This is a genomic window from Immundisolibacter sp. (assembly GCF_028696615.1).
Classification (GTDB): Bacteria; Pseudomonadota; Gammaproteobacteria; order Immundisolibacterales; family Immundisolibacteraceae; genus Immundisolibacter.
In genome coordinates this window covers 1-20,974 of record NZ_JAQVGQ010000001.1, presented here as the reverse complement: position 1 = coordinate 20,974, position 20,974 = coordinate 1, and the positions used below count along the sequence as shown (strand labels likewise).

General features: G+C 68.9%; 21 protein-coding genes. 6 read left to right on the top strand and 15 right to left on the bottom strand.

Features of this window, described 5'->3' with window-relative positions:
• Positions 1 to 137 precede the first annotated feature (137 nt).
• The 4 genes from PHC73_RS00105 (at position 138) to PHC73_RS00090 (ending at position 4,112) form a co-directional block, all read left to right on the top strand.
• Positions 138 to 857, top strand: a complete 720-nt coding sequence (locus PHC73_RS00105) for an SDR family oxidoreductase (protein ID WP_300123548.1) — start codon at positions 138 to 140, stop codon at positions 855 to 857.
• A gap of 186 nt (positions 858 to 1,043) precedes the next feature.
• Positions 1,044 to 2,039 (top strand): thiamine pyrophosphate-dependent dehydrogenase E1 component subunit alpha, encoded by a 996-nt coding sequence (locus PHC73_RS00100; protein ID WP_300123521.1) that lies wholly within the window; start codon positions 1,044 to 1,046, stop codon positions 2,037 to 2,039.
• Entirely contained in the window at positions 2,032 to 3,003 is a 972-nt protein-coding gene (locus PHC73_RS00095) for a pyruvate dehydrogenase complex E1 component subunit beta (RefSeq protein WP_300123520.1), read from the top strand. Before PHC73_RS00100 ends, PHC73_RS00095 begins: the two co-directional genes overlap by 8 nt.
• 5 nt (positions 3,004 to 3,008) lie before the next feature.
• Positions 3,009 to 4,112, top strand: a complete 1,104-nt coding sequence (locus PHC73_RS00090) for a dihydrolipoamide acetyltransferase family protein (protein ID WP_300123519.1) — start codon at positions 3,009 to 3,011, stop codon at positions 4,110 to 4,112.
• A 74-nt stretch (positions 4,113 to 4,186) separates the two neighbouring features.
• On the opposite strand, the gene PHC73_RS00085 is transcribed toward PHC73_RS00090, so the two are convergent.
• The 4 genes from PHC73_RS00085 to htpX form a co-directional block, all read right to left on the bottom strand.
• A complete protein-coding gene (locus tag PHC73_RS00085; RefSeq protein ID WP_300123518.1) occupies positions 4,187 to 4,630 on the bottom strand; it encodes a MaoC/PaaZ C-terminal domain-containing protein in 444 nt (147 codons plus the stop codon).
• A 46-nt stretch (positions 4,631 to 4,676) separates the two neighbouring features.
• Positions 4,677 to 5,633: a TerC family protein gene (locus tag PHC73_RS00080; protein WP_300123517.1), complete on the bottom strand. Its 957-nt coding sequence runs from the start codon at positions 5,631 to 5,633 to the stop codon at positions 4,677 to 4,679.
• Positions 5,634 to 5,735: 102 nt separating this feature from the next.
• Positions 5,736 to 6,014, bottom strand: a complete 279-nt coding sequence (locus tag PHC73_RS00075; RefSeq protein WP_300123516.1) for a zf-TFIIB domain-containing protein — start codon at positions 6,012 to 6,014, stop codon at positions 5,736 to 5,738.
• A 34-nt stretch (positions 6,015 to 6,048) separates the two neighbouring features.
• Positions 6,049 to 6,936 (bottom strand): protease HtpX, encoded by an 888-nt coding sequence (htpX, locus tag PHC73_RS00070; RefSeq protein ID WP_300123515.1) that lies wholly within the window; start codon positions 6,934 to 6,936, stop codon positions 6,049 to 6,051.
• Positions 6,937 to 7,044: 108 nt separating this feature from the next.
• Between htpX and nhaR the strand changes: the two genes are divergently transcribed.
• On the top strand, positions 7,045 to 7,950 hold the full coding sequence (gene nhaR / locus PHC73_RS00065) for a transcriptional activator NhaR (RefSeq protein ID WP_300123514.1): 906 nt from the start codon (positions 7,045 to 7,047) through the stop codon (positions 7,948 to 7,950).
• 19 nt (positions 7,951 to 7,969) lie between these two features.
• Here nhaR and PHC73_RS00060 read toward each other — a convergent pair whose 3' ends face one another.
• The 9 genes from PHC73_RS00060 to PHC73_RS00020 form a co-directional block, all read right to left on the bottom strand.
• A complete protein-coding gene (locus tag PHC73_RS00060; RefSeq protein ID WP_300123513.1) occupies positions 7,970 to 9,862 on the bottom strand; it encodes a pyruvate kinase in 1,893 nt (630 codons plus the stop codon).
• A 210-nt stretch (positions 9,863 to 10,072) separates the two neighbouring features.
• Positions 10,073 to 10,690 (bottom strand): cysteine hydrolase family protein, encoded by a 618-nt coding sequence (locus tag PHC73_RS00055; RefSeq protein ID WP_300123512.1) that lies wholly within the window; start codon positions 10,688 to 10,690, stop codon positions 10,073 to 10,075.
• 63 nt (positions 10,691 to 10,753) lie between these two features.
• Positions 10,754 to 11,089: a hypothetical protein gene (locus tag PHC73_RS00050; protein ID WP_300123511.1), complete on the bottom strand. Its 336-nt coding sequence runs from the start codon at positions 11,087 to 11,089 to the stop codon at positions 10,754 to 10,756.
• Positions 11,086 to 12,285 carry an aromatic ring-hydroxylating dioxygenase subunit alpha gene (locus tag PHC73_RS00045; RefSeq protein WP_300123510.1) on the bottom strand — a complete coding sequence of 400 codons (1,200 nt, stop codon included), beginning with the start codon at positions 12,283 to 12,285 and terminating at the stop codon, positions 11,086 to 11,088. Before PHC73_RS00045 ends, PHC73_RS00050 begins: the two co-directional genes overlap by 4 nt.
• A 236-nt stretch (positions 12,286 to 12,521) precedes the next feature.
• Positions 12,522 to 14,093, bottom strand: a complete 1,572-nt coding sequence (locus PHC73_RS00040) for a class I adenylate-forming enzyme family protein (protein WP_300123509.1) — start codon at positions 14,091 to 14,093, stop codon at positions 12,522 to 12,524.
• 46 nt (positions 14,094 to 14,139) lie between these two features.
• On the bottom strand, positions 14,140 to 14,559 hold the full coding sequence (locus PHC73_RS00035) for an OB-fold domain-containing protein (protein WP_300123508.1): 420 nt from the start codon (positions 14,557 to 14,559) through the stop codon (positions 14,140 to 14,142).
• Positions 14,560 to 14,570: 11 nt separating this feature from the next.
• Positions 14,571 to 15,746, bottom strand: a complete 1,176-nt coding sequence (locus PHC73_RS00030; RefSeq protein WP_300123507.1) for a thiolase family protein — start codon at positions 15,744 to 15,746, stop codon at positions 14,571 to 14,573.
• A gap of 122 nt (positions 15,747 to 15,868) precedes the next feature.
• Positions 15,869 to 16,378 (bottom strand): aromatic-ring-hydroxylating dioxygenase subunit beta, encoded by a 510-nt coding sequence (locus PHC73_RS00025; RefSeq protein WP_300123506.1) that lies wholly within the window; start codon positions 16,376 to 16,378, stop codon positions 15,869 to 15,871.
• Between the two features lie 10 nt (positions 16,379 to 16,388).
• Positions 16,389 to 17,636, bottom strand: coding sequence for an aromatic ring-hydroxylating dioxygenase subunit alpha (locus tag PHC73_RS00020; protein ID WP_300123505.1), 1,248 nt, complete (start codon positions 17,634 to 17,636; stop codon positions 16,389 to 16,391).
• 482 nt (positions 17,637 to 18,118) lie between these two features.
• Between PHC73_RS00020 and PHC73_RS00015 the strand changes: the two genes are divergently transcribed.
• Positions 18,119 to 19,024, top strand: coding sequence for a prenyltransferase (locus tag PHC73_RS00015; protein ID WP_300123504.1), 906 nt, complete (start codon positions 18,119 to 18,121; stop codon positions 19,022 to 19,024).
• Between the two features lie 12 nt (positions 19,025 to 19,036).
• Here the strand turns inward: PHC73_RS00015 and PHC73_RS00010 are convergent, their stop codons facing one another.
• The gene (locus PHC73_RS00010) at positions 19,037 to 20,383 is read right to left on the bottom strand and encodes a nicotinate phosphoribosyltransferase (RefSeq protein ID WP_300123503.1); all 1,347 of its coding nucleotides are present in this window, start codon (positions 20,381 to 20,383) and stop codon (positions 19,037 to 19,039) included.
• Complete coding sequence (locus tag PHC73_RS00005) at positions 20,380 to 20,961, bottom strand: isochorismatase family protein (RefSeq protein WP_366949761.1); 582 nt, start codon at positions 20,959 to 20,961, stop codon at positions 20,380 to 20,382. The genes PHC73_RS00010 and PHC73_RS00005 overlap by 4 nt, the downstream gene beginning before the upstream one ends.
• Positions 20,962 to 20,974: the final 13 nt, after the last annotated feature.

Genomic DNA, 20,974 nt, shown 5'->3' with positions numbered 1-20,974 from the left:
GCGGGAGAGGGGCCGGGGGAGAGGGCCTTCCAGAGCGCTTTGACTCACCCGATGCGCGGTGTCACAGTCGCCACCACCCAAGCGATCATTCATTCAAGGAGGAGAGCGATGAACGGTCAACTGGACGGCAAGGTCATCTGGGTCACCGGCGTAGGCGCGGTCTTGGCCGCGCCTACGCCGAAGGCCTGGCGCGCGAGGGCGCGGCGGTGGCGGTGAGCGACATCGCCGGCGCCGAGGACGCCGCGGCGGCCATCCGCGCCGCCGGCGGCAAGGCGGCCGGCTTCGTGTGCGACGTGACGGACGAGGCCGCCGTGCTGCGCTGCGCGGCCGACATCAAGGCCCGGCTCGGCCCCATCGACGGGCTGGTCAACAACGCCGGCGCGTATCCGCTGGCGCCCATCGAGCAGACCGACGCGGCGTTCCTGGAGCGGCTGTTCAGGCTCAATGTGTTCGGCAGCTTTCACTGCATCCGCGCCGTGGTGCCGGACATGAAAGCGCGCCGGCGCGGCAAGATCGTCAACGTCGCCTCGGCCACCTTCCACGCCCCGCCGCCCATGCTGAGCGCTTACGTCGCCACCAAAGGCGCGGTGATCGGCATGACCCGCTCGCTGGCGCGCGAGCTCGGCGAGTACGACATCAACGTGAACGTGATCGCGCCGGGCCTCACGGAAACCCCCGGCGTGGCCGAGGCACCGTTCGGTGATGAGATGTGGGCCGGCGTGCTGGCCGCGCAGTGCTTCAAGCGCCGCGAGCAGCCGGCGGACCTGGTCGGCACGGTGGTGTTCCTGTGCTCGCCGGCGAGCGATTTCGTCACCGCGCAGACCATCAACTGCGACGGCGGCATGGGCGTGCATTGAATCGGAAAGTCCGGATGAGCCCGTCGTGGGCTCCCCGGACTAAGGAACCCGAAACGCGCGGGTTTCGGGTTCCTTCGTTTTCAGCGCCGTTGCGGCGCTGAAAACGGCGGCACTTCCCTGTGCCGCGGGGCTAGCGCCAGTCGCGCGCCTCTCCGCTTGCATTTCACCAGCAAGATGCACACACCGATGACTAACCCGGACCCCGCCACGCAGCTCGACATGTACCGGCGCATGCTGCGCATCCGCCGCTTCGACGAGACCGTCAAGACCCTCTTCGACCGCGGCCGCATCCCGGGCTCGGTGCACCTGTCGATCGGCCAGGAGGCCGAGGTGGTCGGCGCCTGCATGGCGCTGCGCGGCGACGACACCATGGTCGGCAACCACCGCTCGCACGGCCACCCCATCGGCAAGGGCGCGGCGCTGGGGCCGCTGCTGGCGGAGATCCTGGGCAAGGCGACCGGCGTCAATGGCGGCAAGGGCGGCTCGATGCATCTGGCCGATTTTTCGGTCGGCAGTCTTGGCGAGAGCGGCATCGTCGGTTCCGGCCTGCCGGTGGCGGTCGGCGCCGCGCTCGGCCTCAAGATGCAGGGCAGCGACCGGGTGTGCCTGTGCTTTTTCGGCGACGGCGCGTCCAACGAGGGCTATTTCCACGAGGCGCTCAACATCGCATCCGCCTGGCAGGTGCCGGTGGTGTTCCTGTGCGAGAACAACGGCTACGGCGTGACCACGGCCTTCTCGCGCGTCAGCCGCAGCACCGACGTCGCCCGCCGCGCGGCGGCGTATGACATGCCCGGACACATCGTCGACGGCCAGGATGCGCTGGCCGTGCACGCGGCGGTGAGCGCGGCCGTGGCCCGCGCCCGCGCCGGCGGCGGCCCGACGCTGATCGAGGCCAAGACCTACCGCTACGTGCACCACTCTGAAGGCCCGCTGTACGACGGCATTGCGTACCGCGACCCCGGCGAACTGGCCGCCTGGATGGCGCGCGATCCGCTGCCGCTGCTGGCCGCGCACCTCACCGAAAGCGGCGTGGCCGATGCCGACACGCTGGCAAGCATCGAGACCGAAGTCACCGCCGAGGTCGCCGCCGCGCTCGAATTCGCCGAGCAAAGCCCGTGGCCGGACCCGGCCGAAGCGCACCGGGGCCTGTACCGCACGCCGATCGGAGCCGGCCATGCGTGAGCTGACCTTCCTCGAGGCCATTCGCGAGGCGCAGGAACAAGAGATGGCGCGCGATCCGCGCGTGTTCATCCTGGGCGAGGACGTGTCGTTCAACGTCTACGGCTCGACCGGCGGCCTTGCCGCACGATTCGGTCAGGGTCGCGTGCGCGACACGCCGATCAGCGAGGCCGGCTTTGCCGGCGTGGCGGTCGGCGCGGCGCTGGTCGGCATGCGGCCGATCGTCGATTTCACCATCGCGTCGTTCATGTATCTGGCCATGGACCCGCTGGTCAGCATGGCCGCCAAAACGGCCTACATGTACGGCAGCCAGGCACACGTGCCGGCGGTGTTCCGCGCCGCGCTGTTCTACAACGGCGGTCTTGCGGCACAGCACTCGGACCGCAACTACGCCATGTTCATGCAGGTGCCGGGTCTGAAGATCGCCGTGCCGAGCAGCCCGCACGACGCCAAGGGCCTGCTCAAGAGCGCCATCCGCGACGACGACCCGGTGCTGGTGTTCGAAGACGGCGCGCTGTGGGGCGCCCGTGGCCCGGTGCCGCAAGACGATTACCTGGTGCCGTTCGGGCAGGCCGCCGTGCGCCGCGAGGGCAGCGACGTGACGCTGGTCGCGATCGGCTCGCGCGTGCGCGAGGCGCTCGCCGCCGCCGACACACTGGCCGCGGAGGGCATCTCGCTCGAAGTCATCGACCCGCGCACGCTGGTGCCGCTCGACCGGGCGACGATTCTGGAATCGGTCGCCAAAACCGGCCGCGCGCTGGTGGTGGACGTGGGTCACAAGAGCTGCGGCGTGGCCGGCGAGATCGTCGCCAGCATCGCCGAGGACGGCTTCTGGTCGCTGCGCGCGCCCTTGAAGCGCCTGACCGCGCCCGACATGCAGATTCCGTTCTCGCCGGCGCTAGAAAAAGGCTTCTATCCGCAGGCCGCCGACATCGTCGCCGCGGCGCGGGCGCTGGTGCAGGAATAACCGCCATGGCGCACGAAGTGCTGCTGCCGCAGTGGTCCATGGGCATGCAGGACGGGCAGGTCACGCGCTGGCTCAAATCACCTGGCGATGCGGTGGCCGAGGGCGAAGTGATCGCCGAGGTCGAGTCATCCAAAGTGGCGGGGGAGCTCGTCGCCGACCGTGGCGGCGTGTTCCTGCGGGCGCTGGTGGAAGCCGGCGAGACCGTGCCGGTGCGCAGCGCGCTGTGCCTGATCGGCACTGCCGACGAGCTGACCGCGGATGCGCCCGCCGAGCCCACCGCAGCGCCGACGAAGACCTCCAGCGCCGATCACTCCCCTGCCCCGCCCCCGGGGCCTCAGATCACGCCCCGCGCTCGCAAGCTGGCCAAAGACCACGGCATCGATCTTGCGGCCGTGCGCGGCAGCGGCCCCGGCGGGCGCATCGTCGAGGCCGACATTGAGGCGCTGCTCACCCCGGGCGCTGCCGTCCCTTACTCGCTGCGCGAACGCCGCGGCCGCATCGCCGAGCGCCTGCTCGGTAGCCTGCGCGAGACGGCGCAGCTGACGCTGACGCGCGACATCGACGTCACCTCAGCCGCCGCCTGGCGCGCGCAGACGCCGGCGCGCCCAAGCTGGGGGGAACTGCTCGGCTGGGCGATCGCGCAGCAGCTACCGCGCCACCCCCACCTCAACGCCACCGTAGAGGGTGATCTGGTGCGGCCGTCGGCGGCGGTGCACCTCGGCTTTGCAGTCGCGCTCGACGATGGCCTCGTCACGCCGGTGGTCCATCACGCGCACGCCCTGTCGCTCGCGGATTTCACGCACAAGATGCGCGACCTTGCCGCGCGCGCCCGCCGCAACCGCCTACAGCCCGGCGAGGCCGACGGTGGCACCTTCACGGTGTCGAACCTCGGCGGTCATGGCATCGACACCTTCACGCCCATCATCAACCCGCCGCAGGTGGCGATTTTGGGTTCAGGACGCGTGCGCGAGGTCGCGGTACGGGACGGCGCGGGCCTCGCCTGGCGGCAGTGCCTTAGCGTGAGCCTCACCTTCGATCACCGCGTCACCGACGGCGTGCCGGCGGCGCGGCTGTTGCGGGATCTGGAGCAGTTTCTCGGCACTGTGTGACTGCGCGGGCGCCGGTATTTCCCGCCTGGCGGCCCGGCTCATGCCGGCGCCGCGCCACCGATCGCCGGCAACGATCACGCCCGGCGCCGCATCATCAGCGTGAACTCGCCGTCCTGCACGCGCTCCTGGCGCTGATTGGTGACCGTGAACGCCAGCGTCACCACGCCACGGTCGGGTTTGGAGGTTTCCTTCACGGCGCGCACGCGCATCTCGGCGGCGATGGTGTCGCCGAATTTCACCGGCGCCGTGAAGCGCCAGGTCAGCCCCAGAAAGCCGATGATGGTGCCGTTGATGACGCCGGTCTGGTGCATCAGCCCGGACACGATGGCGAGTCCGAGCAGACCATGCGCGATCGGCTCGCCGAACTGCGTCTCGGCGGCGAACAGCCGATCGGTGTGCAGCACGTTGTAGTCGCCGGACAGGCCCGCGAAGGCCATGACGTCGGCCTCGGTCACAGTGCGGCGCACGGTCGGGATCACCGCGCCGGGCGTGAAGTCCTCGAAATACCAGGGCGTCATGGCGGCTCCTTTGCGGGGTGGACGGGAGCCGCGATTATGCGCCGCGTCAGGCCGCGCCCCGCCGGTCCTGCCACCAGCTCGCCAGCACGCTGGTGGCCAGGATCAGCGCCACCAGCCCCAGCGCCACGCCGATCGGCAGCTTGTACACCTCGGCCAGCAGCATCTTGGCGCCGATCAGCACCAGGATGAGCGCAAGGCCGTACTTGAGCAGCCGAAACCGCTGCGCCATGTCCGCCAGCAGGAAGTACAGCGCGCGCAGACCCAGGATGGCGAACATGTTCGACGTGAACACGATGAACGGATCGCCGGTGATGGCGTAGATGGCGGGGATGCTGTCCACCGCGAACACCACGTCGCTGAGCTCGATCATCACCAGCACCAGGAACAGCGGCGTGAAATGGCGTACACCGTTCAGGCGCACCGTGAAGCGGTCGCCATGATAGGCGTCGGTGACACGCAAATGCCCGCGCAGCCAGCGCAGCGCCGGGTTCTTGGCCAGATCCGGCGCGTGCTCGGCGGCCAGCATCATGCGCAGGCCGGTGAACACCAGCAGCGCGCCGAACAGGTAAAGAATCCAGTGAAAGCGCGCGATCAGCACCGCGCCGGCCAGGATCATCGCCGCGCGCAGCACGATGGCGCCGAGTACGCCGTACACCAGCACCCGCCGCTGGTACTCGATCGGCACCGCGAAGTAGCCGAAGATCATCACGAACACGAAGATGTTGTCGACCGCAAGCGCCTTCTCGACCAGATAACCGGTCAGAAATTCGAGCGCCTTCTGGTTGGCGATGTCGCGCCCGAGCTGGCCATCCAGCCACCACCACAGCGCGGCGTTGAAGGCGAGCGCCAGCACGATCCACACCGCCGACCAGGTGCCGGCCTCGCGGGCGCTGACGCGGTGCGCGCCCTGGCGTCCGAGCAGCAGCATGTCGATGGCCACCATCACGCCGATGAAGGCGACGAAGCCCGCCCACATCCAACCGTTGCCGATCGTCTCGATCATGGGTTCTCGTTCTCCGGGACACAGCCTGCCGGTGGCGCGCCGCAGCCGGCCCGCCGCTTACCGCACGTGAAAGAAGGGGGGGCGCAGCGCGTCCCCAGCGGTTCAGTCGAAGTCGAACAGCTCGCCGAGAAAGCCGCGCCTGCGGGACTTGTGGTGGCGCGAATGGCGGTCGTGGTCGTCGCCCTCGCGCCGGCGCGGCGCGGGCTCGCCCGCCACCGGCCGGGGCGCCGAGCGCAGCGGCTCGTTGGCGGCGGCGCGCTCGATGATTTTGTCGAGCTCGCCGCGGTCCAGCCACACGCCGCGACACTTGGGGCAGTAGTCGATCTCGATGAAATGGCGCTCGGCGATCTGCAAGTCGACCTGGCAGGCTGGGCATTGCATGGGCATGTCCTCCGGGGGAATGAATCGGCGGATTTCAGGCGCGTTGCCGCAGCGCGGCAATGCGCTGTTCGAGCGGCGGGTGGGACAGGAACAGCCGCGTCCAGCCCCTGCCACCCAAGATGCCGAACGCGTTCAGCGCCGCCGGCAGCGGCTGCGGTTCCTGCACCGCGCGCAGGCGTTCGAGCGCTGCGATCATGGCCTCGCGACCGGCCAGCTGCGCACCACCGGCGTCGGCGCGGAACTCGCGCCGGCGGCTGAAGGCCATCACCACCAGCGTGGCGACGATGCCGAACAGCAGCTCGCACACGAGGCTGGTGACCCAGTAGGCGGCGCCGGGCGCCGCCTCGGCCTCACGCTCCTGTCCGCCGGCCAGCGCGCGATCGACCGCATAGCCGGCGATGCGCGACAGCGCGATCACGAACGTGTTCACCACGCCCTGAATCAACGTCAGCGTCACCATGTCGCCGTTGGCGATGTGGCTGACTTCGTGCGCCAGCACCGCTTCCACCTCGCGCCGGTCCATGTGTTCCAGCAGACCCGTGGAGACCGCCACCAGCGCACGCGAGCGGCTGGGGCCGGTTGCGAAGGCGTTCGGCTGCGGCGAGGGGAAGATCGCAACCTCCGGCATCGGCAGGCCGGCCTGCTGCGCCTGCCGCGCCACGGTATCGACCAGCCAGCGTTCGGTGGCGTTGGCGGGCGTGTCGATCACCCGCGCGCCGGTGGCGCGCTTGGCCATCCAGCGCGAGATGGCGAGCGATATGAAGGCGCCGCCCATGCCGAACACGGCCGCGAAGGCGAACAGCGCCGGCAGGTCGAGGCCGTTGTGGGTGAGGAAGCGGTCGACGCCGAGCAGGCGGCTGGTGACGGCCAGTACGGCCAGCACGGCAAGGTTGGTGACGAGAAAAAGAGCGATGCGTTTCATGGCTTACCTCGGGATCGGGTTGCGACAGGGGGCAGCCTACGGCATGCTCGGATTAAATAAAAATCGATTTTTTATGCTTTCATTGATCAATTATTTTCGAGTAGTCGAATGCGCGGCCTCAACTACAACCACTTGTATTACTTCTGGGTCGTCGCCCGCGAGGGCAGCGTCATCGGCGCCGCGAAGGTGCTGTTCCTGACGCCGCAGACCATCACCGGCCAGCTGCGTGCGCTCGAACGCACACTCGGCGGGCGGCTGTTCGCGCCGGCCGGGCGCGGCCTTGCGCTGACCGAGCTCGGCCACACCGTGTTCGGTTATGCGCAGGAGATCTTTCGCCTGGGCTCGGAGCTGCAGGCGGCACTCGCCGGCCGCCATACCGACCAGCCGCTGCCGTTTCGGGTCGGCGCCGTCGATGCCCTCTCCAAGGTGGTGGTGCAGCGCCTGCTGGCGCCGGCGCTCACACTCGGCCGGCCGGTACGGCTCAGCTGCCGCGAGGGCGCGCTCGGCGATCTGGTGGCCGAACTGGCGCTACACCGGCTCGATCTGGTGCTCGCCGACGCGCCGCTCGACCCCGGTCTCGAACTGCGCGCCTTCAACCACCTGCTCGGTGAGTCCGGGATCGGTTTTTTCGCCACCCCGGCGCTGCGCGAGCGTTATCCGCAGCCCTTCCCGCAGGTGCTGGGTGAAGCGCCGCTGCTACTGCCGGCACCGCGCAGTGCGCTGCGTGGCGCCATAGAGCACTGGCTCGACCGACACGACATCCGCCCGCAGGTGGCCGGCGAGTTCGACGACGGCAGCCTGATGCAATCGTTCGGACAAGCGGGCACGGGGGTGTTCGTCGGCCCGCGGGTGGTGGCGGGCGACATCGAGCAGCAGTGCGGCGTCACGCTGATCGGCGTCATCGATGACGTGCGTGAGCGCTTTTATGCCATCTCGACCGAGCGGCGCCTGCGCCACGCGGCGGTGGCCGCCGTCACCGAGGCCGCGCGCGGCGGATTGTTCGGGAGCGCTTGAAGCGTCCGCCGACTCGCGCTCAAACGCCGGCCGGCGGCGGCTCCTCGCCCGGCAGGAAGTGCAGCGCCCGCAGCAGGCTGCGTTTTTTGGACTGATGCGCCTGCATGCGGCGCAGGATGTCGTCTAGCAGCCTAACCGCCTCGTGCACGTAGGGGCCCTTGTTGAGCATCACGCACTCGGCGCGGCCGCCCATGGCCGCATCGGTGATCTCGGCGCGCGACGGCTGGCCGGTCTTGGCCAGCGTCTCGAGCACTTGCGTCGCCCACACCACCGGCATGTGCGCCGCCTCGCAGGCCCACAGCAGTTCCTCCTGCACCTCGGCGAGACGCTCGAAGCCGCACTCGATGGCCAGATCGCCGCGCGCGATCATCACCCCGGCGGCGCGACTGCCCATGGCCGCCAGCAACAACCCGGGCAGCTGCTCGAAGCCGCGCCGGGTCTCGATCTTGAGGATGACGCCGAGCGCCGGGGCGCCCAGCTCGAGCAGGCGTGCCTGCAGGGCGCGCACGTCATCGGCCGACTGCACGAACGACAGCCCCACCAGATCGGCCTGTCTGACCACGACCTTCAGATCGGCGAGATCTTTGTCGGTGAGCGCCGGCAGCTTCAGGGTGGAGTCGGGCAGGTTGATGCCCTTGTCGGCGCGCAGCCAGGCGCCGCCCGGCCGGCAGTCGGTGATCTCGACCCACACGCCCTGGCGCGTGACGCGCCGGATCACCCCGCCGATGCGGCCATCGTCGAACCAGATGCGCTCGCCGCGCCGTACCTGCATGAGCGCCTCCGGCAGCGTGCAGGGCACACTCGCCGGCTGGGCGCGCCGCCGCCCGTGCGCCGGCTGTGCCGGCCGACCGGTGCCGCCCGGCGTGACGCGCAGCCAGTCGCCACGCTGCAGACGCAACCGCTCGGGTGCCGGCGGCAGCCCGCCGACACTGGTGGTCTGCGGCGCCGCGCCGGGGCGCGCCAACGCCAGGCGCGTGGTCTCGACCAGGTAGGCCGTCTGCTCGCCGGCCAAAACCGCGCTTTCGCCATCGACCGCCTGCACCGTGTAGCAACGCCGCGCAGCGCGCGCGTCCTCGAACTCGACCTGATCGCCCACGCGCAGCTGGGCCAGCCAGTCGGGCTCGACCACCACCCAACCGGCGGCACCAGGCAACTGGCGCGCAGCACCCGGTCGGTACAGGCCGAGCACGGCCGGCTTGACCACCCGCCCCCAGGGATCGCGCTCGGGCTTGATCTTGAGCACCGGCGGCCCTGTCTCGATGGGGCCGGTACGCAACTTCGGGCCAGCCAGGTCCATCAGCACCCGCACCGACCGCCCGAGCCGCCGCGCGTGCGCGCGCATGCGACCGGCCATGGCCATCCACGCCGCGGCATCGTCGTGTGCACAGTTGATGCGGGCGATGTCCATGCCGTTTTCGATCAGTGTGGCGACCAGTGCATCATCGCGCGCCGCCTCGCTCGGCAACGTGACCATGATGCGCACCGTGCGCGGCTCGGGAGCCGCCCCGAACAGCGCCTCGGCATGCTGCTCGAGCAGCGCCGGGCCGCGACGGGCGCCGACCGGCTCCTCGCTCGAGCGCGGCGTCCAGCTCTGCCCCACCAGCACGTGCAGCAGGCCGAGCACCTTGTCGAGATTGGCCAGCGCGTGCGTCTCGGCGCGACCGAGCGAGGACACGCCAATCCACGCCAGGCGCTCTTGCAGGCGGCGGATGTCGAACCGCCGCATGGCCAGGTAATGGACGAGATTCACGGCACTCGGCCGCCAGGCAGGATCGACCGCCGCGATGCGCGTAGCGAACTGCTGCTCGGCAGCCAGCATGGCCGCCCGCAGGCGCTGCAGTTCGTCGATCAGTCCGTGACAGATGGACGGATCCCAGGCACCGGGGGTGATTTTCGAGCGTGCTTTGGTCACGGGAGGGTCTTTCAGTCGCAGTCCTGCAACGATGCCCGAAACTTGTTGATTTTTTGGGTCGAACAGGCCAGGCAGATAGCGAAAAGCCCCAGTGGCATGCGCGCCGCCGGGGCTTCGAGGCAGAGCCGCCACCTGGCTGGCTGCACGACCGAGCCGAAGTGCCGGGGGTGTCGGCGCCAGGGGGCCGTGACGGCCCCCGCCGCCGATGGGTTATTTCTGCAGCGCGGCGATGAACTCGTCGGCCTTGCAGATATCGGCCAGATAGTTCAGCGAGGTCTGGATGGCGGCGTCATGGGCCTCTTTGCTGCCGGCGCACACGCAGTCTTCGATGACGATGCAGCTGTAGCCCTTGTCGACCGCGCTCCAGGTGGTGCCCTCGACCACGAAGGTGGTGGCGACGCCGATCATGGCGATGTCGGTGATGCCGTTTTTCTTGAGCAGCTCGTCGAGATTGGAGCCGACGAAGGCGCTGATCATGGATTTCTTCACGATCTCGTCACCCGGCTTGGGTGCTACGGCTTCGTGGATCTGCGCGCCCCAGGTGCCCGGCTGCAGGGTCGGGCCGCCCGATCCCAGCATGCGGAAAAACGCGCCGCGGTGTGGCATGGGCGGAGAGTTCTCGTCGAACTCCACCACCACATGAATCACCTTCATGCCGGCCTCGCGGGCGGCGTCGAGCAGCTTGGCACTGCGCGGCAGGATGCCGGTTTCCTGCACCATCTTGGCAAAGCCGGCCGCCTGCGCCAGCGGGGCATCCGGATGGATGATGTCGTTCTGGAAATCCATCGACAGCAGGGCGGTCTTGTTGACGTCGATCTCGATAGCCATTGGTTGATCCTTTGATGATCCTTGGGCAGTGGGTTACGACACCGGCCGGCACACGCCGGCGGCTCAGAAATGGACCTCGAAGCGGCTCGGCGCGAAACCGTCCGGGACCGTCGGGGAATGTAACAGCTCTACCGACAGCGACACCTCCACGAAGGCCAACGTGAGCAGCATGAGGTTCTGCTCGGCCGGCGGCAGGGCATCGACCGGAAACTGGTCGAGATGGGCGATCATGCCCTCGATGCGCGGCAACAGCGTATCGTAGACGCGCTGCAGCTCCTCGATCGGGGTTGCCACGCGCTTGGCATGGCGCGCCCGCTCGGTGGGCAGCGCCCAGTCGGCCAGCCAGGCCAGATCCTCGAAGCCCTTGGGCAGGGCAAAGGTCGTCGCAGTCGTGTTCACGGCCGGTTCACCCATTCCTGCACCGTGTGCAGCTGGTGGCGCACGGCGATTTCCATTTCGCTGATCGGCAGGTGCTTCAGCACGCCGGAGGCCATCGCCTTCTGGGCGAATTCGAGCGTCGACAGGTCCTCGTACAGGATGTCGCGCAGCAGCACCTTGGTGTGCTCCTGGGCGAATTTCTGCCCGGCAGTCTTGGCGTCGAGCTGGTAGATGTTCATCTCCCAGGTGGACTCGTCCACCGCCACTGGCCAGAAGTTGTAGGTGAAGTACCAGCCCGGGCCGACATCGATGAAGAAGTTCGGGAAGAACACGTTGATGTCGAACCACCAGTTGGGACTCTTGTCCGGGTTCAGGCCCGGCAACTCGACCATGTCGCCGGGCGCGAAGCTCATGCCGTACTTCCAGGCGAGCGTCTCTGATGGCGTTGGTTGGTGGCCGGGGTTCACCCACACCGAACCCGAATGATGCGGCCCGTAGATGCGCGCCGTGCTGAGCAGGCCGTAGGGATTTTCCTGGCCGGCGCAGGCGTCCGGGATGGTGTGCCGGTGCACCATCATCACGTGGTAGGCCTCGTGGAAGGCGTCGATGAAGGTCTTCCAGTTGGCCTTGACGCGCGCGCTGTAACGGGCGATGTGGTTGAAGCGCGCGAACGGATAGTCGTCCAGCTGCGTGGCCATGCCGCCCAGGAACTCGCGCAGGCCGACCTTCGGCTGCGGGTCCCAGTGCACGAAGATGAAGCCATTCCACACGTCCGTGGCGAGCGGCCGCAGGCCGTAGTCATCGCGCCTGAAGTCGGCGAAGTACTCCTCGCCGGGCACGCCCTTCAGGCGCCCGTCGATGTCGAAGGTCCAGCCGTGAAACGTGCAGATGAAGCCCTGCGCGTTGCCTTTGCCGCAAGTGGCAACCGCCATGCCGCGGTGGGTGCACACGTTGTGGAAGCCGCGCACCTGGCCGTCCTTGCCGCGCACCAGCAGCACCGAGGTTTTGAGCACCTCGATCTCGCGCACCACGTAGTCGCCCGGATTGGGCAGCTCCTCGACCCGCGCCACTTCGAGCCAGGCGCGGCGGAAGATTTTCTCGCGCTCCCGCTCGAAGAACTCGGCCGAGATATAGGGCTCCACCGGCAGCGGACCGGTGCCCATGTCCGGTGCCTGCGTGGTGATCTGGGTATGGAATTTCTCACCCGGCTTCGTCATTGGGGATGCCTCCTCTGGCCACTGGGGCGCAGTGCGCCCCACGCAATGAACTGCAAATGGTAAGCGAATTGACGTTCGATTAGGAAAGCCCTGATCGATTCAGCGCATTCCGCCGCAGGGCAGGATGCCCCGGCCTGAATCAAGAGCGTACGTCCTTGATTCCCAGAGCATCGCGCGGGCTTCTACCGCGCGACGGCGAGCTGAAAAACCCCAGGCAGGGAATTTTTCGGCGTTTCCTAGTCGACCGGCTTCCAAGGCAGGCGCTGCGGCTCGCGCCGATACCAGCCCTGGATGTCTTTTTTCAGCACCTTGCCGGTCAGTCCCTTGGGCAAATCGGGCACGATCTCGATGTGCTTGGGCACTTCGTACTTGGCAAGACGCGGCCGGCAAAACTCGAGCAGCTCCTCGGCCGTGACATGCGCACCCTCCTTGAGACTGACGGTGGCCACCACCGCCTCGCCCCATTCGGGGTGCGGCGCGCCGATCACGGCCACCTCGCGCACCGCCGGGTGCTCGGCCAGCACCGTCTCGACCACGCTCGGGTAGACGTTGGCGGCACCGGAGATGATCAAAAAATTCTTCCGATCGGTCAGGTACAGGTAGCCGTCGGCATCCAGCCGGCCCAGATCGTGCGTGCGCAGCCAGCCGTCCACCAGCGCCTGTGCGGTCTGGTCCGGCAGGTTGAGGTAGCCCAGCATGTTGGTGCTGGAGCGAATCCACACCTCGCCCTGCTCGCCGGGCGGCAGTGGGCGACCGTGTTCGTCGCGGATGGACAGCTCCATGTGCACGCCGCCGCGCCCGCAGGAGGTCAGCAAATCGGGACGCTCGGCGAGCCCGCGCAGGTGATCGTCGTGGTGCAGGAAAGTGACCCAGCCGCCGGTGGCCTCGGTGATGCCGTACAGCTGCATCAGCTCGCAGCCGAAGGTGTCCATGGTGCGGCGGATCAGCGCCGGGCGCGCCGGCGAGGAGCCGTAGGTCACCAGGCGCAGCGAGGACAGGTCGTAGCCGCCGCGGTCGTACTCGTCGAGCAGGCGCTGCATCATCAGCGGCACGATGATGGTGGCGGTGACCCGGTAGCGGCCGACGAAATCGAGAAACCGCACGGTGTCGAAATCGCCATTCGGCAGCACCACGGTCATGCCGTTGACGAGATTGAACGAGCCCAGGATGAACGTGATCCAGCCGGACGCCGTCGGCGGGAACCAGACGTCCTCGTAACGCAGGCCGATGGCCAGCACGGTGTAGAGCATGGCATCGCGCATGGCGCCCTGCCCCAGCATCACGCCCTTGGGCAGGCCGGTGGTGCCGGAGGTGTAGCTGAGCGCGATCAGGTCGTTCTCGGCCAGCGGCGGCAGAGCAGGCGCCGCGGTGGCGCCGTCGATCAGCGTTTCGTAGTCGAGCTCGAGCCCGTGCTCGCCGCCGTAGCCGATCAGCCGCCGGCCGTCGGCGCGGATGTCGTCCAGGATCGGTTCCAGCAGCGGCACGCAGTTGGCCTGCACCAGAATCACCCGCGCATCACTGTCGCGAATGACGTGCAGCATCTCGCGCGGCGCGTAGCGCCAGTTGATGCCGCAGCGCACCAGGCCGGTCTTGTAGCAGGCGAACAGGTGCTCGTAGACCTCGAGGTGCTCGTGGCTCAGGATGGCCGCCACCGCGCCCTTTTCGAGGCCCAGTCCCTGCAGGCCGGCCGCCAGACGGTCCGAGCGCGCATGCAGCTGCTGCCAGGTGAGGCGGCGGTCGCCGTCGTGGTAGGCGATTTTGTCCGGGTAATGCGCCGCACAGCGGGCAAGATAATCACGTGGCAGCATGGCTGCCGCCTCCTCCTGCAAGCGGGTGGGGACCGGCGCGGCGAGGTCAGGCCGGCGCGAATTTGAGCAGCGGCAGACCCTCACCGACGCGCTCGAAGGTAGCACGTACGGCGCGGCCGATGGCAAGTTCGCTGTTGGCAAGACCGGTGACGTTGGCCATCAGGCGCGGGCCTTCGGTCAGTTCGATCAGGCACACGTTGTACGGCACCATGGCCTCGAAAGCCGGATCGAAGCTGCGGTGCATGACCACGTAGCTGTAAATCTCGCCATGTCCGCTGGCCTCGCGCCAGGCGATGGCGGTCGAGCCACAGTTCTCGCACAGCACCGCCCCCGGCGCCAGCCAGGTGTCGCAGTCCGGGCAATGCTGCACCAGCACCTTGCCGTCGGCCATGGCATCGAAATACGGGCGATTGAGGTCGGTCAGGACCGGCATCGGCCAGCCCTTGATGCGGGTGATGTCGTACATGAGGCGGCTCCTCAAAGGCTGGCGTGGGGGCTGGTGATCATGCAGGCGTGGTACATCATGCGTCCGCCGTAGGCGGCGGTGAGCACCAGATCGTGCTTCACCTGCCGCTCGCCGGCGGTGCCGCGCGCCTGCATCACGCCCTCCGACAGCGGCGTGCCGCCCTGCAGGTAGTAGCCCGACAACTGCCCGCCGCCGGTGTTGACCGGGAAGCTGCCGCCGGGCGCCGTCTGCCCCGCCAGGACGAATTCGCCGGCGCCGCCGGCCGGCACGAAACCGTATTGCTCAAGCTGCAGCAGGATGCAGTACGTGAACGCGTCGTACACCTGCGCGCAGTCGATGTCCTTGGGACCCACGCCGGCCATGGCGTAGGCACCCTCGCCGGCCAGTTTGGCGCCGATCTCGATCTCGTTCTCGAAGCCGCGCCGGTTGGTGACGCCCCGGTGCCCCTGCCCGATGCCGTGGATGTACACGGCCGGCTGCGGGCCGTCCGCGGCGCGCTCGGCGCCGGTCACCACCACCGCGACGGCGCCGTTGACCGGGAACGAGCAGTCGAACAGGTGAAACGGCTCCACCACGTACGGCGAGGCGTGGTGCTCTTCCAGGGTGAGTGGCTTTTTCATCATGGCGAGCGGGTTCTTGAGCGCCCACTGCCGGCAGGCCACCGCCACCGCGCCCAGGTGATCCTCGGTGAGCTGGTTCTTGTGCATGTAGCGCCGCGCGGCGAGCGCATAGGCCGCCACCGGCCCGAACAGGCCGGTCGGCGCCTCGGAACCGAGCTTGCCCATCAGCGGCAGCGGCATGCCGAACGCCTGCTGGGTGCTGACACCCGGCCGGATCGGCGCGTCCGAGAACACGCACACCACCGCCTTGGCCATGCCGGCCTGCACCGCCAGCGCCGCCTGCTGCACCATCTGCACGCCGGACGAGCCCTCCGCCTCCACCACCGAGCACAGGGTGAGGTCCTTGAGGCCCGCGTAGTCGAGCAGGTCCATCGGCAGGTCCATCAGCGGCGCCACTGGGCTCTTGTTGATGAGCAGGCCGTCGATGTCGGACTTTTTGAGACCCGCGTCGGCGATGGCGCGGTGAATGGCGGCGACGGCGAGCTGCCAGGTCTCGCCGATGTATTGGCGGCTCAGGTCCGACATGGCAAAGCCACGGATGGCCGCCAGCGGTTTTTTGCTGGCCATGGGTTTCTCCTCGGGTTGTTCGCTGCGCTGATGGCCGCTCCATGGCCTTGAAAGCAAAACCGCCCGGAACTAGCCGGGCGGTCCGCACGACGCGGCGGCGGCGGCCAGCCGCCGGCAGTCGATCAGATCAAAAACGCCAGTGTCGGCACGGCCTCGTCGCCGTTGACGAGCACCACTTTCTTGAACGCCATTTTGAGGCCGCCCTCCACCCGCCGCAGGCGGTGCGTGCTGCGCCCGGCCCACACGCGCAGCTCGTGCGTGGATTGCGCCACGATCTCGGTCAGCACGAAGTTGGAACCGACCTCGTAGCCGTCGTCGGTGCGCGTGATTTCGACGTTCGACAGCAGACGCCGCATCGGCGAGGCCGGCTCCTGGCTGTACCGGTAGCCGGTGGCCAGCTGGCGCACGCGCGTGGCGATGCGCGTGCGGTTGTCGTAGATATGGGAGACCTGGCGGGCCGGGTCGTGGCCCTCGGCGCGCGGCACCCAGTAGACGCCGTCGTCGGTCCACAGCGCTTCCCAGTCGGCATAGCGCGCCTCGTCGGCCAGGCGCGCCTCGCGGTAGATGAAATCGGTCACCTCGCGCCGCTCGGCCTCGCTGACCGGTGGATGTTCCAGGGTCATCGTGCTCATGCTGCTGCCCTCAACCGGCCATGACGCGCAGGTAGTGCTGCCAGAACCCGCGGTTCGAGGTCTCGTCGGTCATGTGCGAGGTGCGCACGCCGCGCGCGTCCAGCTGTTCGCGGTTCAGGCCGCGACTCAAATCGCACCACGGGTCACCCGACTCCAGCGCCTGCTGCGTGCGCTCGGCGATCGACGCGTCGTCCGCCACCAGGAACGAGGCCGGCCCGAGCGCGCCCTCACTCTGCCGCAAGAGACGAAAATCGAGGCTCTCGGCGCCGTCGAGCAGCATCGGCGTGTGCCACTGCACGCTCTTGTTCACCGCCAGCGGCTGGAAAATGACGATGTTCATCTCGGCCAGGAATAGGTTCGGCCAGATGCAGGCATGCGGCGGGCCCAGGTGCATCAGCCGCTCGGCGCGCTCCTTGCCGTAGGCCTCGTGCAGCGCGGCCACGTAGTCCGGCACTTTCTCGGGCGTGGTGCCGAGCCACTCCAGCGGCTTGGTGTAACCGCCGGCGAAATCGATTTCGGTGTGGCCGTTGCCCCAGTCGCGGATCACGCCCTTGATCTGCTTTTCGTCCGACACGAAGCTGTCATACTGCGAGCGGATGGCGCGCACGAACGACTGGTGCGTGAAGCCGACGTGGTAACCGTCGGTGTCGTTCTCGGGCAGCATCTTCCAGTTGGCGCCGTACTGATGGCGCACCCAGCCGGCGGTCAGGCGCAACTTGCCAGTCGGCGCCAGATCGCAGGCGCGGTCGATGAGCTCCTTGGCGCGGCCCAGGTGCTCGTCGAGGCTGATGCCGTCCTTGGCGGCGCTCGCAAAAATGAAGCCGCGGTAGCTGCCGCTGCGAGGCACTTCCAGGCCCAGCTTGGCCCAGTCCTTCTCGAACCCGCCGGCGTGCGGCACGTCCTGCAGCTCGCCGTTCAGGCCGAACGTCCAGCCGTGATAGGGGCAGGCGAAGGTCTTGGCGCTGCCGCTGGCCTTGTTGCACAGCAGGTTGCCGCGGTGCGTGCAACGGTTGAAGAACACGTTGACGGCGCCGTCCTGACCGCGCACGACCAGGTAATGCTGGCGGCCCACGGTGCGCGTGACGTAGTCGCCGGGATTCGGCAGCTCGCTGTCGTGGGCCACGAACACCCAGCCGCGGTGGAAAATCTTGTCCAGTTCGTCCTCGAACACGTACGGCTCGGTGTACAGCGAGCCGTGGACGCGGTCTGGCTGGATGAGGTCCCGGTAACTGGCCGGGGAGAGACGTTCGATACGCATGCCCTTGCTCCTGCGTGATGCCGAAAACGGGCCGCCCGGCGGCCATGGCGTGGTTCCCGAGCGCCTTGGCACGGGGCCGTCGGCTTCATTTGGACGCCGTGCGGCCCGCTTTGGCGCGCCCATGGAAAACCTGAAATCTCGTCCCAGGACTGGTTCGGCCCGCTGCGGCAAGGCTCATGCCCCGCCGCGTCCCGTGAACCGCGGGCTTCCGCCCTGGATTCTTGCCGGGGCATCACGTCCCGGACGGCAAGCGCCGAGTGACTCAGCGCCATCCCCTGCATACCGCTTATTCTAATTATTCTAACGATCGTTAATCATACTCAGCCATCAGCTGCGAAGCGACCTGACCGACATCAATATCCAGCCACCCGCAGCTTGATCCGCCGCAAACAACACCGAACGCCACGCCGCGGCAACGGGCCGATTCGAGCACCGTGGCCCCGACGATGATGCCAGCCGAAACCGCCGGCGCGACCGAAGCGATGCCCGCCTGGCGCCTGTGGCTGGCCGCCGTGCGCGCGCAATTTCTCACCACCACCGTGTTGGCGGTGCTGCTGGGGCTGGCCGCGTCGTGCGCCGACGGCGTCGCCATCGATGCGCCGCGCGCCGTGCTGACGTTGCTGGGGGCGCTGCTCGCCCATGCTGGCGCCAATCTGGTCAACGACTACCACGACCGCGCCGCCGACGCCGTCAATACCGATCCGCTGCGCCCGTTCAGCGGCGGCAGCCGGCTGATCCAGGAAGGCCGGCTCGAGGCGCGGCAGGCCGCCGTGGCCGGCTACGGCCTGCTGGCGGGCGCGGGGCTGATCGGCGCCGCGCTGGCCCTGACCGGCCGGTCGCAGCTGTGGGTGATCGGCGCGCTCGGCCTGGCGCTGGCCATCGCCTACTCGGCACCGCCGCTGCGGCTGTCGGCGCGCGCGCTCGGCGAACCCGCCATCGCCGCCGCCTGGCTGCTGGTGGTGCTGGGCACCGACCTGGTGCAGCGCGGCGACTGGTCGCTCACGGCCCTGCTGGCCGGCATGCCGTACACCCTGCTGCTGGCCAACATCCTGTTGGCCAACGGTTTCCCCGACCGCGGCGCCGACGCCGCCGCCGGTAAACGCACGCTGGTCGTGCGCCTGGGCCCGCACGGCGCCGGCCAGGTGTACCTGGCCATCGCCGCCGCGGCCGGGCTGTGGCTGGTTATGGCAGTGCTCGCCCACCGACTGCCCGCCACCACGCTGGCCTGCCTGCTGGTAACGCCGCTGCCGGTGTTTGCCGCGCGGCGCCTGCGGCGGCACGCTCCGGGCACCCCGAATGCCGGGCTGCTCGCACCAATCCACGCCACCATCGCCACCGCCCATCTGTTCGGCCTGCTGCTGACGGCCACCCTATGGTGGGCCGGCTGAGGCGCGCCAGCGTTACTTGCGACCAACCGGATGCGCGTCGATCAGCGCCTGCCGGGCAGCGCGCAGCGCGGGGCTGATGTCGACCGGGTACGGCTCGGCCGTCTCCAGCGCACGCAGGGCGGTCGGCAGGCGGGCAAGCTGTGCCGCCGCATGGGCCCGCGCGCCGGCGGTATCGACCCGCCCGGCCGGCAGGCGCCGGCCGTCCTGCATCACGCACGCGAGCAGCGGCTCGCCCGGTAGGGATTCGTCGTGGCGGGCGATGGTATCGCCCACGGCGACGCCGTTCTCGTAGCGCCGAAACACCTGCTTTCGGCCGGGCAGGCTGACCTTGCCCGGCGACAGCTTGCCGCAGTCGCGCCCGTCATAGGCCACCAGCTTGTAGGCGGCGTCCAGATACGGCCGGTCGGCGACCACGTCCACCGTGGTGCCGACACCGAAACCGTCGATGGGCGCACCGTCCGTCAGCAGCGCGGCGATCACCTGCTCGTCGAGGCCGCCGCTGGCCATGATGCGTACCTCGCTCATCCCGGCCGCATCCAGCAGAGCGCGCGTGGCCTTGGCGAGCGCGCCGAGATCCCCTGAATCGAGGCGCACGGCGTTTACCCGAAAATGCTCGCCAAGGCGCTGGCGCAGTTCGATCACCTGCCGCACGCCGTCGAGCGTGTCGTAGGTGTCCACCAGCAGCGTGGTGCCCGGGAACTCGGCGGCGAAGCGGACGAACGAATCGGCCTCGCTCGCGTGCGCCTGCACGTAACTGTGCGCCACGGTGCCGACCACCGGCACGCCGTAGCGGCGGCCGGCCTCGACGTTCGAGCTGCCGTCGTAGCCGGCGATGTACAGCGCCCGCGCACAGGCGATGGCGGCATCCACGCCGTGCGCGCGGCGGGCGCCGAAATCGACCACCGTGCGTCCTTGCGCCGCCTGCACCACGCGCGCGCCTTTGCTGGCCACCAGCGTCGGGTAGTGCAGCAGGTTCAGCACGGCGGTTTCGACGATCTGCGCCTCGGGCAGCGGCGCCTCGACGGTCAGCAGCGGCTCGTTGGCGAACAGCGGCGTGCCCTCGGCCATGGCGTACACCTTGCCCGTGAAGCGCAGCGCGCGCAGGCGCTCGAGGAACTGCGGCTTGAACGTGCCAAGACCGCGCAGATAGTCGATATCCTGGCCGGAGATGGCGAACGACTCCAGATAATCCAGCACCGCCTCGAGACCACAGGCCAGCAGGAAATTGCGCTGCGGCGGCAGCTTGCGCGCGAACACGTCGAACACCGCCGGCGCCGTCATGCCCTCGGCCCAGTAGGCCTGCAGCATGGTCAGCTCGTACAGGTCCGTGAACAGCGCCGGGACGGGGGGCGCGCTCATGCCAGTTCCGCCCCCGCGGCCTCGAGTTCCGCCAGTGCCCGCGCCCCGTCGCCGGGCGCGAGGTCCACCGCCCGCACCGCCTCGCGCAGCACCGTCACCCGGTAACCCAGGCGCAGCGCGTCGAGCGCGGTGGCGCGCACGCAGTAATCGGTGGCCAGACCTGCGATCACCAGCCGCGAAATCCCCCGCTCGCGCAGCAGGCGGTCGAGCTCGGTGGTCTGTCCGGCGCCCGAGCGCGGGTCGCGCACCGCAAAGCCCGAATAGCCGTCCTCACCGCCGCAGCCCTTGGACACCACCGGCCCGACCACCGCGAGCTGCGGGTGAAACGCCGCGCCCCAGGTGTCCCGCACGCAGTGCACCGGCCACGGGCCGCCGTCCGGCTTGAAGTGCGGCGTATGCGGCGGGTGCCAGTCGCGCGTGTAGATCACGCTGGCGCCGGCCGCCTGGGCGCGGGCGATTTCGGCATTGATGACCGGCACCACCGCCTCGCCGCCCGGCACGTACAGGCGGCCGGCCGGGTCGGCGAAATCGTTTTGCACATCAACCACCACGAGCGCGGTGTGTGAGTCGTACTGCACGCGAAAAGCCTCG